We start from the raw sequence: 16,711 nt of genomic DNA, 5'->3' as shown, positions 1-16,711 counted from the left end.
ATGACAAATTATACTCAATATGGAAGATATCCTAGGATATAATACATAATCGTCGTGATATATAAGATGAATTCTTTACTATAAAGTAAAACTATAGCAATGTATCCAAGGTGTCAATCCATTTTTACTAGATACCTCATAATTGGCGTCACATTATCTAACGTGACGAATATAAAAGAGAACCCGTGACTGACAACCTGCTTGCTTAGGTTGTCAGTCACGGGTTCTTCAAGGTTCCGTCCTGCATCGGGGGAAACGGACGTGTATTAGGTTGCGCTGCCCTCTGCTTGAGAGAGCTGCAGCTGTTTGCGATAGATGAATCTGGAGATCGAAACGCTGATTTCGTACAGCAGGAACAGCGGGACGATCACGATCAAATCGGACATGATATCCGGCGGCGTAATAGTGACGGCCACGATGCAGAGCAGGAAGTAGGCTGATTTGCGCATCTTGGCCAGCCGATGCGGATTCACGATGCCGAGCTTCGTCAGAAAAACGACGATGGCGGGCATTTCGAACAGGAATCCGAATGGAACGGTCATATGAATCATGAACGTGAAGTATTTTTGCGCGGTGTACATCGTTTGGAATGCCCCTTCGGCCATACGCTGCATGAACTCCAGCACCATCGGGAACAGCACGAAGTATCCAAAGCAGATGCCGGCAATGAATAACACGCTGATCACGGGAATGAGCAGTACGGCCGAGCGGTGAGTCCCATCCGGCAGCGCCGGCTGCACGAACCGCCATATTTGATAAGCGGCAATGGGAAGTGTGACGGTGACGGCCACAACGCCCGCAATGATCATATACACCCACATGACTTCGGAGGGACCGAGCAGAACGAGCTGCTTGTCCATACCTCGTACCAGCCAGTGATAGATCTTCTCGACGTAGATGAAGGCAGCCACCATTGCGACGAGAAACGCAATCAGCGTGCGGATCAGGCGCTTCCGCATTTCTTCCAGATGCTCGATCGCGCTCTGGTCGTTCGGATTAGCTGTTCTGCTTATTGACCGCTGCAGCAGGTTGCGGAGCATCGTCTTTTTTTCCATTCTCGTCGTCTCCGTTCATCAAGCCACGGGTTGCGCCCTTGAATTCGCTTAAGGTCCGCCCGAATGCGCGACCGAGCTCAGGAAGCTTGGATGGACCGAATATGATGAGTGCGATAATCAAGATAAGAATTAAACCGCCAATTCCGATATTGCCAAACGGCATGATCCTCGCTCCTTTCGATTGGTATTATTCCAGTTTGAAGCCGCTAATTGCCACGACAGCGCAGCGCGCCATGTTTTCGCCGGAGCGGTGTGGCCATGTGCTGGTTGGTTTGCTGAGGTCCTCTGTATTCTCGCCCGGGTGCTGAACGGACAGGAAGAGCGTCTGCTCGTCGGGGGTGAAGAATGGGCCGGTAAGCTCGGACTCTACCGGACCGGAGGCGAATTGAAGCGCGACTCCTTGATCCGGCCCGCTTGTTGGAATTACAAACAGTCCGTTGTTCATAAAGGATTTGTGAACACCTTTGTTCTGGCTGCTGCTGGAGATGTCCGTTACGACCCACAAATCGCCGTTTGAATCGAACGCCAGGTTGTCCGGCGAGCTGAAGCCGGATTGGCGTCCGCCGGCCGCAAAGATTTCAAAGTCGAACTCCATCGCGGCCAGATCGTTGCCCGCTTCAAAAATGCGTGTAATATGGCCATGAATGTTGCCATGATTGTCGTTGTTCGTATGGCAGACAAACACCGTGTTATCAAACGGCGAGATTTCGATGTCCTCCGGACGGTCCGTCGGTGTTCCGCCGACAAGACGCGCAGCTTCCTGACAGTAAGTGACTACATCGCCTTGGGATTTGAACTTAGCTTGGGCCTCTTTATCTTCTGCGGCGGCCTTGTTTACAGCTTCCAAGGTGACCGGCATCCATTTGCCTGACTTCAGGTTGGCAACGTACAGGGTTCCGTCTTCCAGAAGCGCGGAATTGGCACGGCCTTTGCTCTTGTCATACTTGTTGTTGCTGATGAATTTATAGACGCAGGCATCCTTCTTGTCGTCGCCCATATAGACAACGACCCGGCCGTCTGCGGCAAGTCCCATGGCGGTATTCTCATGATTGAATCTACCGAGGGCGGTGTGCTTCTTCAGGAAGGATTTATCGAATGGATCGACTTCGACGACCCAGCCGTAATGCGTATCCGGCAGGTTCGAAACCGCCGCGGTGTCCTCGAAGTTCTCTTCGCAGGACAAGACCGTGTTCCACAGCGTGACGCCGCCGGAGCAGTTGGCGAACGTACCGGTAGCCGTCGTGGCGCCTTTCAGGGCAGGGATGCCTTTGGCCGGGCCGGTGATATCGAATTTGCTGAAGCCGTTGATGCGGCGGGCATGGGTGGAGGTGGTGTCCATTTTCCATACACCCTTCTCGTCACGGTATACTTCAATGACCGACATGCCTTGGTAATACAGGTTTTTATGGATTTGATCTGCCGTCATCTTCCCATCCTTCACAGGGCCGATCGAGAAGATGGTGGAGTACTCGTGATTGTTGACCAGGAGGCCGCGGACATTGGAGCCCTTAATCGGGAAAAATGCGTTGTAATCGCAGCCGGAGCCGAATTTTTCGCCAGCCGGATTGATCACGTCATCGAAAGCCGCAATGACATCATATTTAAAGTTTTTAGGCAGGACGAGCTGGTCTGCTTTGGTTGGTTCGATTGGCTCGAAGTAGCCGCTGACCCGATTCGTTTTGAATCCGAACAGATGATTTGCGGTTCCGGACATGGCGGAGGCCTTTCCTTCCAGTACGCCTAAGCCTGCGGAAGCGGCTGCCAATGCGGTTGCGCCCGTACCCAGATAAGACAGAAACGTTTTGCGGTCCATCGTTTTATTCAAGCTTATCCACCCCTAATGTATAAATTGCCATCAGGACAAGTTTATAGGGGAAGTGTTAAGGGAATATCATCGGTGAATGGTGGAATTGTAAAAATAAAGTAATCCAGGTATGATACACGGTTCTAATTTTAATAGCTTGGCCTAACTGCCAGATGATGGTGCCATAATGAACAGATTCAGTTATTTGGGTCCTAGGGTGAATTGATTGGATTGGATTGGATTGAATTGATGGATAGATTGTGTGGATCGACTGAACGGCCGATCGATTCGTTACGATTAACCTGCTGTGTCGGACGGATAGAATGAATCGAAGGACGCGAATGGATTGATGGACGGATTGTATCGATGAACGGATGGTATCGATAGTGCGCGGTTTATTGGTCCGCGGAATACCAGACCCTGCATGAGTGTGTTAACAGTTGCGATGATTTGAGGACAGAGGTTCCGCTATTACGCCAGAATTGGTGGGTTGAGGGTTAAATGAGGACACCAGATCCGCTATTACATAGAATATGGCTGTTATTTGTGGTATTTATAGTAGATAGCGGATTCTGAGTCCGGAAGTACGGGGAAAGTTGCTGTTTTTTTTGAAATAACGGATCCAGTGTCCATTAGTTAATTTATACATCTCTTAGATATTCTGCAAGAACAGCAAGCACTGCAAGAACTGTTGCATGCTCCCGTCAGTACTACAAAATGAAAGAATATAAAGAACCATACAGACTGATTAATCAGCCTATATGGTTCTTTATTTTGTTTAATTAAGGTTATACCGCTGCCGCATTTGCTCAGCCATATTACGAATCTCCTCAGAGCCTGGCATCGTAAACCTGGAAGCGGCCTCTGTCAGCTCCTTGCCTGACTGCCAGCTGCGAATGACCTCTTTTACCGCGGCTATAAACGTGTGCACGGCGTTCTGGCCGGTGCCGATACTCGTAAGCTCTTCAAGACTGGCGGTGCTGTTGGCTTCTACCAGAGGATACTGCTTGGGGTCTGCTCCCGCAGCGGCAATATCATAGAAGGAACGAACCAGCCGGGCGCGCTCGCTGCCTGACCCTTCGGCGATGATAAAAGCTTGGATAATGAACGCTTTACGTTGCCGCCGCTGGGCAATACCGCAGAATTTAAGGCCGCCTATGCTTAAATCGAACGTTCCCGGACAGAAGGCACCGGCAATTTCGCCGGTATCTACGTTCTGCCCGGTGCCGCGGAGGGCTTCCCGGATCAGCTCCACCATGATTTCAAAGTCCTGATGAAAGTCAGGCGCCGGTCCCGCAGAGGAAAAGGGGAGGATGAGGGACAGGTTCACCACGCCTGCGTCCAAGGGTACGGCAGCACCGCCCGAATGGCGGACGGCGGTGTCATAGCCGAGAGAGCGAAGCATGGCTTCCCCTTGCGGCGCATAAGGGAGGCGGCTGTCGCGCACGCCCATCACAAAGGCGCGCGGATGCCGCCACAGATGACAGATGGCAGGCCCGCCATCTTCGGTCAGCCTGCACAGGAGCTCGTCCAGCGCAAAATGGTACAGTACGTCCTGGTGCGCTAAATCATGGGTCCGGTCGAGCAGCAGAACGGGTTGATCTTCAGGTAGTGACAGCGGAATATTCACGCTTTCTTGCGCCTCCTCTAACATGCGGATCGTGCACAAGACCATGGAAGAAATTTGTCTTCCGAGGGGGGGCCCGATCGTTATTTTCTTTGGATAGCATACCATAAATTCATACGGAAGCGGCGAGCCTGGCCGGCGAGAAATACATCAACTAAACGCGGTCCGTCATCTGGGAATGTACGTCGATCGACGTTTTTGTTAAGATACCAGAAAGTATAACTTCGAAGCTTGTAGCTTCCTGATATCGCAAGAAAAACTTCCTCTAAACGCGGTCTGTCTTCTGGGAATGTACGTCGATCGACGTTTTTGTTAAGATATCAGAAAGCATAAACTTTCAAGCTTGTAGCTTCCTGATATCGCAAGAAAAACTTCCTCTAAACGCGGTCTGTCATCTGGGAATATACGCCGGAGAACGTTTTTGTTATAATCCGAGTAAGCTTATTGTCTTTATAGAAATTCGGATTGGTGGAGAATGATTTCACTTCATATATAAAGGAGAGTTTCAACATCATGGAGATTTATAACAGTGTGGTGGATATGATCGGTCGGACGCCCATGGTGAAACTTCAGCGCCTAGTGCCTCCAGGAGCTGCGGATGTCTATGTAAAGCTTGAGAGATTCAATCCTTCCGGCAGCGTGAAGGACCGCGCGGCGTACAACCTGATTCATACCGCCGAGGAACAAGGACTCCTCCAGCCGGGCGGTACCATTATTGAGCCGACAAGCGGGAATACCGGCATTGGCCTGGCGATGATTGCGGCCGCCAAGGGTTACCGGGCTATCCTGATTATGCCGGACAATATGTCCAAGGAACGGATCAATATATTGAAGGCGTACGGTGCGGAGGTCGTGCTGACACCGAGCAGCGAACGCATGCCGGGTTCGATTTCCAAGGCGCTGGAGCTCAAGGAGCAGATTCCCGGAAGCTTCATTCCGCAGCAGTTCGAGAATGCGGCCAACCCGGACATTCACCGGGTGACTACGGCGCCGGAAATATTGGAGCAGATGGAAGGTCGGCTTGACGCCTTCGTGGCGACGGCGGGAACGGGCGGTACCGTAACCGGAACCGGGGAAGAGCTGCGAAAGTCCTTGCCGGACCTGCACATCGCGGTAGTCGAGCCGAAGGGCTCGCCCGTGCTCTCCGGCGGTCAGCCTGGACCGCACAAGCTGGTGGGCACGAGCCCGGGCTTTGTACCGAAGATTCTGAATACGGGCGTATATGATGAGATCATCCAGATCGCCGACGAGGATGCGTTGCAAACGGTGCGGGACTTGGCTCGCAGGGAAGGCATTCTGGTAGGGCCGTCCTCCGGCGCATCGGTATTCGCTGCTCTTCGCGTAGCGAAGCGGCTGGGGGAAGGGAAGCGGGTTGTCTGCATTGCCCCGGATACGGGAGAGCGGTATTTGAGCATGGATATTTTCTAAGTCAGAAGGACCTCTGGTTAACCGGAGGTCCTTTCTTGCTGTTCTATGGGCGACCTCCAATGTTCGAGCCGTTGTTTAAGCTGTTTGAGATCGTTTACGACGACGACTTTGCCGGGATAATCTTCGAGCGTATCCTGAATCTGATATCTGCCTTCCCGCTGATAAGCTGCGCTCCATGCGAACATTTTTTTGAACATGTCCCAGGTGGGGGTGTAGTGGGCCTGTTCAAGTCGCAGTCGCTGCTTGATGAACCTTGTGATGATTCGGTAGGTTATTGTTGAATAAGAGGGGTTCAGGAATACGATAAGATCTGCACGGCAGAAGCTGGGGCTGACCCATTTGAGGTGAGCGCCTTCGATGATCCAGCATTTCTTGTTGACGATACTTAGTAACATCGCATCCCTGTCTGCTTCACTCCTCCGAATATCGTTCGGCTCGGCTCGCTCCCACACCACATTGTCGAGCTCGTAATAAGGAATGTGCAGTTGGGCGGACAGTGTCCTGGCGAGTGTCGTTTTACCGCTTCCGACGGAGCCGATTATATGAATCCGGTTCGGAATTTTCATATTCATAGAAGATCACCGCATTCATGAGAAATGGTAGTTCATCATTTCGGTATCGATGCGGCGATCTCCTGTCTTATTATTCGTAAAATTCCAGAGCATCCTGCGGCGAATCGCGGAGCAGCTTGAAGAATGCCATGATTTGCTCGGCAATCTGGGCCGGTTGTTCCGCTGCAATGAAGTGTCCGCCTGCATTTAGATCCTTCCAGTGGATCACATTCGGGAAGATCCGTTCCACATAGGATCGGGGAGGACGCTCGTTCCGTTGAGCGTTTAAGGTGACACCATGCGGTACAGGAGAACCTTCTCCGGGCCCCGGCCACCTCGTATGCTTGCCTTCAAAATAATAGCGGTTCGAGGCGTTGATGCTCTGGGTCAGCCAGTAGATGGAGACGTTGGCCATGAGCTGCGCCTTGCTGAAATGCTGCAACACATCACCCTCCTTGGGAGATGTCCAGTAGTGCCATTTTTCCAGAATGAATGCGGCCAGCGCAACGGGTGAATCATGCAATCCATAGGCTGTCGTCTGCGGCCGTGTGCCCAGTATATGGGCGTAAGCGCCCTCCTCGCGCCCCCATTGCTTCTGATAGTCGAGGAACTCAGCCTCCTCGGCCGAAAGCGTGGAGTTTGAATCCACATAGGGACTGGGGTTCCCTGGCGATGTAGTGTGATAGCCGATGAACCGGTCGGGATGGTCGAGACACATGAGCCCCAGAATGCTGGCTCCGATATCATAGCCGTGTGCGCCGAATCGTTCGTAACCGAGCCCCGTCATGAGTTTCATGAGCAGTTCCCCTGCCTGGCGATCTTCAAAGCCCGGACGCAGTTCGATACCTGAGAATCCATGGCCCGGGATCGATGGGATGACAATGTCGAAGACTGTTTCCGCATGGCCGCCAAATTGCTCAGGATTCGTAAGGAAAGGGACAAGTTCCAGCATTTCATAGAAGGAGCTGGGCCAACCGTGAGCGATGAGGAGCGGGATGGGGTGTTCGCCGCTGCCCTTAATATGTATGAAGTGAATGTCGACTCCATCAATTTCAGCGATATAATTCGGAAAGGCATGAATGGAACGCTGGAAGGCTTCCCAATCGAACTCATGTCTCCAGTAGGCGGCCATATCCTTCATGAAATCAAGGGGAATTCCATAATCCCATTGTCCGCCGGGGATTTCGTCAGGCCATCGGGTCATGTCCAGGCGCCGATATAAATCATCAATGGCAGCGGGCTCGATTTGAAAAGAAAACGGTTGGATCTTCATTCGCATCACCTCTTGGAAAGAATGGGAGTCTGGTATACTGATAACAACAAACTTGCGGTAGATAGGTAAATGAAGCCATAGGGCTAGGGCTTTCCTATATTGCGAGTGACCTTTAAAAATATATAACTGGTTAGCTAACCGATAAATACACTTTACTGGTTTGTTATGGAGAAATCAATAGGAGGTTTGTTTGTTGTGGGACATGAATTTGATCAACTCGAAATCATCGCGGATTTTATCAACACCCATGATAAACGCATGCGGTATGAGGGGGATCCGGGTGTGGAGCTCCTTCAGTCCGCGGAGGATCTGCGCATGTGGCTGTTAAGCAACGGCTTTATTCTGGAGCAGGACACCGTATCCGAAGAGGACCTGGTTTTGGCCCGTGAGCTGCGGGGCGGCTTGCGAGCAGCCATTCCGAATAATATACATGATCATCAGGGAGCTGGCTTCCAAGCGTTAAACCGTGTAGCCGGTCAGTACCGGTTCTTCTGCCGTTTCGGTGAAACCGCAGACGCCATGGAGCCAGTGGATACACAAGGAAGAGGGGGGATGGCCCGGCTGTTGATTATGGTATTTCGGCTTCGTGAAAAGAATATGTGGGGCAGATTGAGAGTGTGTACGGCCGACGATTGTCAGTGGGTATTCGTTGACCGCTCGCGGCCGGGAACGGGAAAATGGTGCTCGATGAAAGCCTGCGGCAATCGGGCGAAGAATAAAACATATCGGGAGCGAAGTAAGTCCATGGGATGAATCGCAGCCATGGTACCTGTTTTGAATCAGTCCATCGACCAATCAAGCGTTTTGCCTTGATTGGTCTTTTTTTCATGGCGCCGAATTTTTTAACAGGAATACACGGCCCAGCAACGAAATGGTTGTAACCTATTATTTTTTAAAAAATGTTGACGCCTTTGTCGATTAGGGGATTCTCTATTCGTTGGTTAAGCATAGAACGAAAATTTTAAGTTTAATCTTGATAACCAGGAGGGAATAAGAATGAGATTTATGATGATTGTAAAGGCAACCGAGGATTCCGAGGCAGGCGTGCTGCCAAGCGCGGAGCAATTGGATGCCATGATGAGGTACAACATGGAGCTGGCCAGAGCTGGCGTGCTCCTTGCTGCCGACGGGCTCCATCCAAGCTCGGGCGCCATTCGGATATCTTATCCAGAGCCGGGGGGCAAGCCGAAAATTACCGACGGTCCCTTTACGGAAGCGAAGGAACTGATCGCGGGGTATACCTTGATCGAAGTAAAGACGAGGGAAGAGGCGATCGAATGGGCTAAACGCATGCCGGATCCGCACGGCTTCGGTGCGGGCCAGATCGAGCTCCGCCAGGTCTTTGAACCGACAGAGTTGACGCAGGATCCGGAGGCGCAGGCTAAACAATACGAAATGCGTGAACACATTCAAAGGCAGAATCCATAATGTCAGCTGAAGATACCCATCGTACGATCGATGCCATCTGGAGAATCGAATCCTCCAAAATCATTGCCTACCTGACTCGAATGGTTCGTGACGTCGGGATCGCCGAGGATCTTGCTCAGGATGCGCTAATCGCTGCGCTGGAACACTGGCCGATGGACGGAATACCGGATAATCCCGGTGGATGGCTCATGACCGCTGCGAAGCGCAAAGCGCTGGATCTGCTGCGCCGGAATAAGGTACGCGATCAGAAGTATGAGCTGCTCGGACGCGAAATGGATTCCCGGATGGATTCGGATATGGAGGTGCCGGAGGCGGGGGAAGTGAACGATGATCTGCTGCGGCTGATCTTCATGACCTGCCATCCGGTTCTTTCCCCTGAGGCGCGCGTAGCTCTGACGCTGCGTTTGCTCGGCGGATTAACGACAGCGGAGATTGCTCACGCCTATCTTGTGCCTGAACCGACGATCGCGCAGCGAATCGTTCGTGCCAAACGGACGCTGTCGGCGACCCGGGTGGCATTCGAGATTCCTCAGGGAGCCGAGCTTAAACCGCGGTTGTCATCGGTTCTTGAGGTCATCTATCTCATGTTTAACGAGGGGTATGCAGCGTCTTCGGGCAGCCAGTGGATTCGTCCCCTGCTGTGCCAGGAAGCGCTTCGGATCGGGCGGGTGCTGGCAGAGATCGCGCCGACGGAGGCCGAGGTGCATGGATTGGTTGCGTTAATGGAATTTCAATCCTCTAGGTTCAAGTCCCGGGTCAATGCGGAGGGGGAGCCTGTCCTGCTCATGGATCAGAATCGGGCCTTGTGGGATCATTTATTGATTCGGCGCGGTTTTGCCGCTCTGGATCGGATCGAGCGGTTGGGTGGAATGACGGGACCTTACGCTATACAAGCTGCCATCTCCGCTTGTCATGCCGGAGCGCCCACTGCAGCAGAGACCGATTGGATTCGCATCTCCGCGTTATATGAGGCCTTGGCCCAGGTTTCTCCTTCGCCCATCGTGGAATTGAACCGGGCCGTGGCCCTCTCCATGGCTTTCGGTCCGGAGATCGGGCTTGAGATCGTGGATGTTTTACGTGGCGAGCCGGCCTTGAAGGGATACCATCTCCTCCCGAGCGTAAGGGGAGACCTGCTCTTCAAGCTGGGACGTCTGGACGAAGCCTGCGCGGAGTTCAAGCTGGCCGCATCGCTAACGGATAACCTGAGGGAACGTGCTTTGCTGCTTGACCGTGCGGCAGAATGCCTGTCAGCGGAGTCCTAAGACAAACTAAAGAAACTTTTAAAAAAAACTTTTTAAAAAAATATGAAGATGTGTCGATTACATAAAACCTCGTTCGTCATTTAGATATAAAACAAAAAAACCGAGAGGAAGATGAACATGCAAGCACAAATGGTACCTTTTATTATTTCGGAGGATGCAAGAGGTCAGGCGAATTTTTACATGCAAGCGCTGGGTGGAGAGATCGATTTGCTGACTACCTTCAAGGACATGCCGGGCATACCGGAAGTCCATCAGGATAAGGTTATGCACATGTCGTTAACGCTGGCCTGCGGCAACAAGCTGATCCTCACCGATGCGTTTCAGGAAACTGGCAAGAGCACGAGCATGGGTCTGGCCATCACGTTCGATAACGAGGAAGACGCCCGGGCTGCCTATCGCCATCTCAGCGATGGGGGTACTGAGAAATATCCTTTTGCTCTGCAGCCTTGGGGAGCCTACTACGGTGAAGTGGTGGACCGGTTCGGCATGACTTGGCAGATGGTTCATCAGGGCTGAGTTGAAAAAATACCATACTACGATACAGAGGGAGCCAATAAGATGAATCAAGAAGTTACGGATTACATTGCAGCCATTAGTGATACCTGGAAGGTGGAGGTCAGCGAGCGGCTTCGGGAGCTTGTGCACGGCACGATCCCGGACGTTTCGGAACGGCTTCAATACAAAAAGCCCCATTTTCTGAAAAACGGAAAATATGCAGCCGTGATCAGCGTCGCGAAGAGCGCCGTAAGCTTTACGATTTTCAATGCGGATCGCCTGGATTGGCCTGAAGCGTCGTTTGAAGGACCGCCTGAGCGAAAGACCATCAAAATTTCGTCCGGGCAGCATGTCGATTATGATGCGCTCGGATCCTTGTTGAAGCAGGCATCCGACGGACTGTAAATCATATGTAGTAGGAAGCACGGATAACCGGTGTTCGAACCGTTGCTGATATCATACCGCGATCCTGTGAGGATCGCGGTATGCGTCATTACTTCTTGGTGCCGTGCTGCTTGGTCGGCAGCTTGTCGCTTGGCGTTCCTTTGCCATGATTTTCCTTGTTGCGACGGGCCTTCTCCGCATTCTCGTTCATTTTTTCCACAAAATCGTGCGTGCTTTCCATATGACGTAAGCTCCTTTTGCTCAGAATGTATGGCTTTGCCTGATCGTGCTTAATATAACCATTTCGCCCTGATCATATTTGGTGACTTTGGAGTGGATACAGATGGTGAGATTTTCGTTTGGGGGGATGAAGGGTTGTCCAGTAAGCTCGCGTTCATCATGATGGTTGGAATTATCGTTGTTCTGAGCATGGTCGGCTGCAGCGGATTTGACGAGGATGCGGGGTCTGCAGACAAGAGCTTGTACTCCGTCAAGAAACTGATGAAGCTGGATGCAGCGAAGGTGAAGGCCATTCATGTGGTTTATGGGGATGGCACACGGATGGTGCTGGATCAGAAGCAGGACATAGAACCGGTTATGGAGCGAGTGGACAATCTTCAAGCCAAGCGGATCACGGCTAACGAGAAACCGGGATTTCTGTTCTTTATGGACGTCGTGCAGGGCGAGCAGGAGGTTCGCGTGGCGAACGAGTTCGAGGTGGATGGACAATTATATGTGCTGGCGGGTCCCGAGTTGAACGATCTGAACAAGTACATGGTCGAGCTGGGTCGATCCCACAACCCTGAATTGCTGCCGGGGTACATGATAAACGATCAGGGGCCTTGAGGATGTCCCTATTGGTTTCACAGGGATCGTGAACGGAATGAAGTGAGAAGGCATTATCATCCCACGGCAAAAAAATACCCTGCCACAGGCAAACGCCCGGGCGGGGTATTTAGGGTGGGGACCCGTTCCATATTACTTCTTATGACTGATCAACAGCTCATATTTGTTTAAGGAAGCGCCTAAAATATTCTCGTTGCGGCCCTGACCGTGAGATTGCCTGAACGATTCACTGGAAGTCCAGCGTTTGAACGCTTCCTCGTCTTCCCATACCGTAGAGACCTTCAGTTCCTCTGCCTCTGCGCCTTCTTTGGCTTCGTGCCATACTTCCATCCGCACGAATCCCTCAATCTCCTGGACACCCTTCGCTTCAGCGAATCGCTGCGCAATTTCTTGTCCGAAGCCCGGTTTAACCTTAATCGAGTTTGTAACAACCAGCATGCAAGATTCCTCCTTCGATGATGACCGGATAAATTCCAAAAATGTCTAGCCCTTGCCTGTATGTCCATTATACCTGAACGGAAGGGCCGATTTCATCTTGGGAGCTAGGGAGCCACAAGAGCCACAAGAGCCACAAGAGCCTCGTAGCTGGGGCTCCCCGGCTTTAAGCCAAAGCTGCGGCATAATTAATTAAGTCACCGGAGGACCTTCTGCCGGAAACTCTGCCGCAGGTACGGCTGCAGCCGGCGTCATGACTTTGGGTTTCGCCCTGCCGCTCCATGACCAATAGGTGCCGATGCGCAGCAGCCGTTCAACGGGTCCGCTGCGGAACCGTTTCAACCAGAGCAGGCTGCCCGTTGCCAGTACAGCATAGATCAGGACGGCCAGCAGCGCTCCTTGCAGCACGCCGAGCTTGCCGAACATACCCAGCCCGAATCCGTAGAATATCAGTACGCACACAACGCTTTGCGTTAGATAGTTGGTTAGCGACATCCGTCCAACCGCTTCAAACGCCCGGATGATGACCGATTGTTTAGAAGAGAAGGCATATAGGGAAGCGAACAGATGTATATAACCCAGCGCGAGCAGAGGTCCGCCAAGCATCGTAAGTACGCCGCTCCAGCCGTGGGTGGATCCGAGCATAACCCCTGCTGTCTTTAGTCCAAGCCCGACCGGTATGAGCAGAGACCATCTTAGATACAGCTTGATCTCCATGGAGGGATGAAGGAAGCGCCCGCGTTTGGCGGCGACCATACCAAACAGGAACATTGGCGCGCTCATCAGCGGAGCAATCAGAATGACCAGCAGCATCAACCAATCCGGAAGGTCGATGGGCATTTCCTCAGTTGAACGAAAGTTCAGAATCTCGCGGTACGTGCCATTGCCGTACACCTCAATAGACTGCTTCACATAATTCTCCATACGCTCGGTTTCACCTGCCGTAGGCTCCATGGAGCCATATCCGAGGAGGGACATCAGCGCCAGTAAGAGGATCCCCCAGATCAGGATTGTTTTGGCCTTCCGTTTCACAAACAGCACCAGGAAGAGTCCGATCGCTCCGTAAAACAGCAGAATATCGCCTTCCCAGATGAATGTCGAATGGAGCAAACCGAGAACGATCAGCAGCACGGACCTGCGGAAAAAGCTGCGTCCGTATTTGAGCCCTTTGCCGATCAGGCTTTCCCGCATCTTGATCATGCTGTAACCGAACAGGAACGTGAAGATCGGCATGAAGCTGCCCTCTACGAATACTTTCAGCATGTCATGGCTGATCAGATCCAGCGTGGATGGCTGGAAGAAATGCAGCTCGTCTTTGCCGAACATGCCGTATTGAAAAATAAGCATATTGGCCATCAGGATGCCGAGCAAGCTCAAGCCGCGAATCGCATCCACGGCCGTGGAACGTTTATTTGAATTCATGTCAATCACCTCTGACACCAAGTATAAAGCTCGAAATGAAATAACTCGGAAACGGCAACCTAACTTTTTCTTAACTCTTCTAGCATTTGTTTAACTCCTGTTAAGGTTGTTGTGCTAGCATAAATGTCGGGTGAGGATAAAATGGATCAAACACGAATTTTAATTGTAGATGACGAACCTTCCATTGTGAAAATGCTGCAGATGGTGCTGCGCAAGGAAGGCTTTAACCGCATATATACGGCTTCCAGCTGTAAGGAAGCGCTTAGCGAAATCGCTGCACATGGAGCGGATATCGTGCTGCTCGATGTCATGCTGCCGGACGGCACGGGATTTGATCTCTGTCCGCAGATTCGCTCCTATGGCAGTCCGCACATTCTGTTTCTGACGGCCAAAGCGTCGGATCTGGATGTGCTGACCGGTTTTGCGATGGGCGGGGACGATTATGTCACCAAGCCCTTTAATCCGCTGGAGATTGCCGCAAGGATCAAGGCGCGTCTGCGCCGTGGCGGCATCGGGGCCACCGTGTCGGCCGAGCAGCCGGTGATACAGCGTGCATGGGATTTCGGCCGGTTTAAGGTCGATGAATCCGCCGGGGAGCTGACGGTGCTGGGAGAGCCTGTGCCTTGTCCGGCGCAGGTCTTTCAGCTGCTGCTTTATTTTTGCAAGCATCCGGGGGTCGTATTCTCCAAGTCTCAGCTGTACGAAGCCGTGTGGGGCATCGACGGCATGGGCGAGGACAACACCGTCATGGTACATATCCGCCGCATCCGTGAACGCATCGAGGAGGATCCGAGCAACCCGCAATATTTGTTGACGGTCCGGGGGCTCGGCTACAAGCTGGTTAAGGAGAAAGCCCGATGAGACTGCGCAGAAGGCTGGCCTTTCATTTTACGTACCAATTGATTGCGTTCTCGGCGTTTATGTTTTGCTTCCTGATCGTGCTCTTATTCTTCCTGATCAAACATATCAGCGAGGATGAGATCAAACGGAACTTTCCGACAGGTGTCCTGAACAGCATCGTGACCGAGACGGTGACGGAGAATGGGGAGGTCCTGCTGCAGGAACAGTGGAAGCTCCTGCTTCAAGAGAAGGAGATGTGGCTGCAAGTGGTGGATATGGACGGAAACGTGATTCTTTCCACCAATACGGCTCCGGATGTTCCGTCGGAGTACTCGGTAAGCACCTTGCTCGAGATCAAGGAGGAGCGCCGTCTCGGCGAGTACACGATGGATTGGCAGATGGATCTGACCTATGAAGAACCGCTGCTGTATCTGATCGGACGTATCGATGAGGGTTCGGACCATCTTCGGGAATGGTATGCCCATTACCAGAACGGCGGCAGGGTGAGGCCGGAGGATGAAGCGGAGCTTGAACGCGAATTAGCCGGTCTAGGCGGTTATTTGCATGTCATTGACCGGGAGGGCCGCGTTGTCCAAGCGATTGGAACAGATTCAGACAATAAGGTAAGCTACCACCCGCTGGAGATCATTACGATGCAGGAGCAGCCGGGCACGTATTCCACGCATATCGCGGTTTATCGCGATACGGACAGCGGCAACACCTGGGTATATCATACGCCGCAGGACGGGGCGCTGGAAAAAAGACCGATGATGAACGAGCTGATCCGCGTGGCGTTATGGACGATGGTCTGCGTGCTTGTGCTGTCGCTAGGGGTCGCCATATGGCATGGATATCGGTACAGCCGGCCGCTGCTGCTGTTTACCGGGTGGTTTGAGCGGATGGGGAGCGGAGCTTACGAGGAAGTGCTGACGCCGAAGGACCGGAAGCGGGTATTCCGTAAGAACGGAAAGCTGCGCACGCGCTTCAAGCTGTACAAGGAAGTGATTCATTCGTTTTACAAGATGGCGGAGCAGCTTGCCGAGACCGAGAGGGAACGGGAGCGGCTCGATCGTAACCGGGAAGAATGGATGTCCGGGATATCGCATGATTTGCGTACTCCGTTGTCCTCCATCCAGGGTTACGGCTATATGCTTGAGAATGCACCGCAGGATTGGAGTCAGGAGGAACTGCGGGAGATGGGAACGGTGATTCGGGAAAAAGGGGACTACATGCTGGAGCTGATCAATGATTTCTCGCTCGTCTTCCGTCTGAGAAGCGAGATCCGCCCGCAGGAGCTGACCCGGCTTGACCTGAATGAGCTGGTGCGCCGCTGCGTGCTGAAATACGTCAATGATGCTACGCTGGATGCGAATTTCAACTATATCGGCGGCGAAGAGGCGCTGCTCGTCGACGGCAATGCCAAGTGGCTGCAGCGGTTGATGGATAACCTGATCACGAATGCCGTGAAGCATAATCCGGATGGGGTAAACGTTGAGGTCCGGGTGGAGAGACGTCCGGGCGGTGCGGCGATCGTGGTTGCGGATCAAGGCGTGGGGATGGACGAAGAGACCCGCTGCAATCTGTTCGAGCGTTACTACCGGGGAACGAATACTGAAGAGAGCATGGACGGCTCGGGACTCGGGATGAGTATCGCCAAGGCGATTGTCGAAGCGCATCGGGGCCGGGTAAAGGTGTGGTCTGAAGTGGGCCGAGGAACCACCATCACCGTGCTATTGCCTGAGGCTGGCTTACAAGAAGGTGAGGGGGCTGCTGAGCGCGGCAAGGAGTAACCTTGCTGATTGGATCGGCATTTCCCGAATCGCCTCAAAAATCCTTCAACATTCCTATCCTGCTGCAGGCC

Annotated in this window: 18 protein-coding genes; 9 read left to right on the top strand and 9 right to left on the bottom strand. The window is 52.6% G+C overall.

The window, feature by feature from the left end:
• Window positions 1-266: 266 nt before the first annotated feature.
• The 4 genes from tatC to MKX98_RS32340 form a co-directional block, all read right to left on the bottom strand.
• Window positions 267-1,040, bottom strand: a complete 774-nt coding sequence (gene tatC, locus MKX98_RS32355; RefSeq protein WP_194544978.1) for a twin-arginine translocase subunit TatC — start codon at window positions 1,038-1,040, stop codon at window positions 267-269.
• On the bottom strand, window positions 997-1,218 hold the full coding sequence (tatA, locus tag MKX98_RS32350) for a twin-arginine translocase TatA/TatE family subunit (RefSeq protein WP_071218765.1): 222 nt from the start codon (window positions 1,216-1,218) through the stop codon (window positions 997-999). Before tatA ends, tatC begins: the two co-directional genes overlap by 44 nt.
• A 24-nt stretch (window positions 1,219-1,242) precedes the next feature.
• Window positions 1,243-2,868, bottom strand: coding sequence for an alkaline phosphatase PhoX (locus MKX98_RS32345; protein WP_194544977.1), 1,626 nt, complete (start codon window positions 2,866-2,868; stop codon window positions 1,243-1,245).
• Between the two features lie 769 nt (window positions 2,869-3,637).
• Entirely contained in the window at window positions 3,638-4,489 is an 852-nt protein-coding gene (locus tag MKX98_RS32340; protein WP_339224638.1) for a lipoate--protein ligase family protein, read from the bottom strand.
• A 510-nt stretch (window positions 4,490-4,999) separates the two neighbouring features.
• On the opposite strand from MKX98_RS32340, the gene cysK reads away from it, so the two are divergent.
• Complete coding sequence (gene cysK, locus MKX98_RS32335; protein ID WP_194540030.1) at window positions 5,000-5,914, top strand: cysteine synthase A; 915 nt, start codon at window positions 5,000-5,002, stop codon at window positions 5,912-5,914.
• A gap of 17 nt (window positions 5,915-5,931) precedes the next feature.
• On the opposite strand, the gene MKX98_RS32330 is transcribed toward cysK, so the two are convergent.
• Window positions 5,932-6,486, bottom strand: a complete 555-nt coding sequence (locus MKX98_RS32330) for a DNA topology modulation protein FlaR (RefSeq protein WP_220687236.1) — start codon at window positions 6,484-6,486, stop codon at window positions 5,932-5,934.
• A 70-nt stretch (window positions 6,487-6,556) separates the two neighbouring features.
• The gene (locus MKX98_RS32325) at window positions 6,557-7,738 is read right to left on the bottom strand and encodes an epoxide hydrolase (protein WP_339220456.1); all 1,182 of its coding nucleotides are present in this window, start codon (window positions 7,736-7,738) and stop codon (window positions 6,557-6,559) included.
• 195 nt (window positions 7,739-7,933) lie between these two features.
• Here MKX98_RS32325 and MKX98_RS32320 point away from each other — a divergent pair, with 195 nt between their 5' ends.
• The 5 genes from MKX98_RS32320 to MKX98_RS32300 all read left to right on the top strand — a co-directional run bounded on the left by MKX98_RS32320 (window position 7,934) and on the right by MKX98_RS32300 (window position 11,328).
• Window positions 7,934-8,491 (top strand): CGNR zinc finger domain-containing protein, encoded by a 558-nt coding sequence (locus MKX98_RS32320; RefSeq protein WP_194540027.1) that lies wholly within the window; start codon window positions 7,934-7,936, stop codon window positions 8,489-8,491.
• Window positions 8,492-8,734: 243 nt separating this feature from the next.
• A complete protein-coding gene (locus MKX98_RS32315; RefSeq protein WP_009590355.1) occupies window positions 8,735-9,166 on the top strand; it encodes a YciI family protein in 432 nt (143 codons plus the stop codon).
• Window positions 9,166-10,428 (top strand): RNA polymerase sigma factor, encoded by a 1,263-nt coding sequence (locus MKX98_RS32310; RefSeq protein WP_194540026.1) that lies wholly within the window; start codon window positions 9,166-9,168, stop codon window positions 10,426-10,428. Before MKX98_RS32315 ends, MKX98_RS32310 begins: the two co-directional genes overlap by 1 nt.
• Before the next feature lie 117 nt (window positions 10,429-10,545).
• Window positions 10,546-10,944: a VOC family protein gene (locus MKX98_RS32305; protein ID WP_194540025.1), complete on the top strand. Its 399-nt coding sequence runs from the start codon at window positions 10,546-10,548 to the stop codon at window positions 10,942-10,944.
• Between the two features lie 42 nt (window positions 10,945-10,986).
• Window positions 10,987-11,328, top strand: a complete 342-nt coding sequence (locus MKX98_RS32300; protein ID WP_339220451.1) for a DUF1801 domain-containing protein — start codon at window positions 10,987-10,989, stop codon at window positions 11,326-11,328.
• Window positions 11,329-11,416: 88 nt separating this feature from the next.
• Here the strand turns inward: MKX98_RS32300 and MKX98_RS32295 are convergent, their stop codons facing one another.
• A complete protein-coding gene (locus MKX98_RS32295) occupies window positions 11,417-11,548 on the bottom strand; it encodes a DUF4023 domain-containing protein (protein WP_009590359.1) in 132 nt (43 codons plus the stop codon).
• Between the two features lie 134 nt (window positions 11,549-11,682).
• On the opposite strand from MKX98_RS32295, the gene MKX98_RS32290 reads away from it, so the two are divergent.
• The gene (locus MKX98_RS32290; RefSeq protein WP_194540023.1) at window positions 11,683-12,153 is read left to right on the top strand and encodes a hypothetical protein; all 471 of its coding nucleotides are present in this window, start codon (window positions 11,683-11,685) and stop codon (window positions 12,151-12,153) included.
• Window positions 12,154-12,285: 132 nt separating this feature from the next.
• Here MKX98_RS32290 and MKX98_RS32285 read toward each other — a convergent pair whose 3' ends face one another.
• A complete protein-coding gene (locus MKX98_RS32285; protein WP_009590367.1) occupies window positions 12,286-12,591 on the bottom strand; it encodes an antibiotic biosynthesis monooxygenase in 306 nt (101 codons plus the stop codon).
• Between the two features lie 189 nt (window positions 12,592-12,780).
• On the bottom strand, window positions 12,781-14,010 hold the full coding sequence (locus MKX98_RS32280; protein ID WP_220687242.1) for a DUF418 domain-containing protein: 1,230 nt from the start codon (window positions 14,008-14,010) through the stop codon (window positions 12,781-12,783).
• A gap of 141 nt (window positions 14,011-14,151) precedes the next feature.
• Here MKX98_RS32280 and MKX98_RS32275 point away from each other — a divergent pair, with 141 nt between their 5' ends.
• Window positions 14,152-14,871, top strand: coding sequence for a response regulator transcription factor (locus MKX98_RS32275; RefSeq protein ID WP_194540020.1), 720 nt, complete (start codon window positions 14,152-14,154; stop codon window positions 14,869-14,871).
• Window positions 14,868-16,640: a HAMP domain-containing sensor histidine kinase gene (locus MKX98_RS32270; protein WP_220687243.1), complete on the top strand. Its 1,773-nt coding sequence runs from the start codon at window positions 14,868-14,870 to the stop codon at window positions 16,638-16,640. The genes MKX98_RS32275 and MKX98_RS32270 overlap by 4 nt, the downstream gene beginning before the upstream one ends.
• Window positions 16,641-16,711 lie beyond the last annotated feature (71 nt).

Source organism: Paenibacillus sp. FSL W7-1332 (genome assembly GCF_037969785.1).
Classification (GTDB): domain Bacteria; phylum Bacillota; class Bacilli; order Paenibacillales; family Paenibacillaceae; genus Paenibacillus_AQ.
Note: the sequence above shows the minus strand (reverse complement) of the source record. Positions and strands in the feature narration are given on the sequence as shown.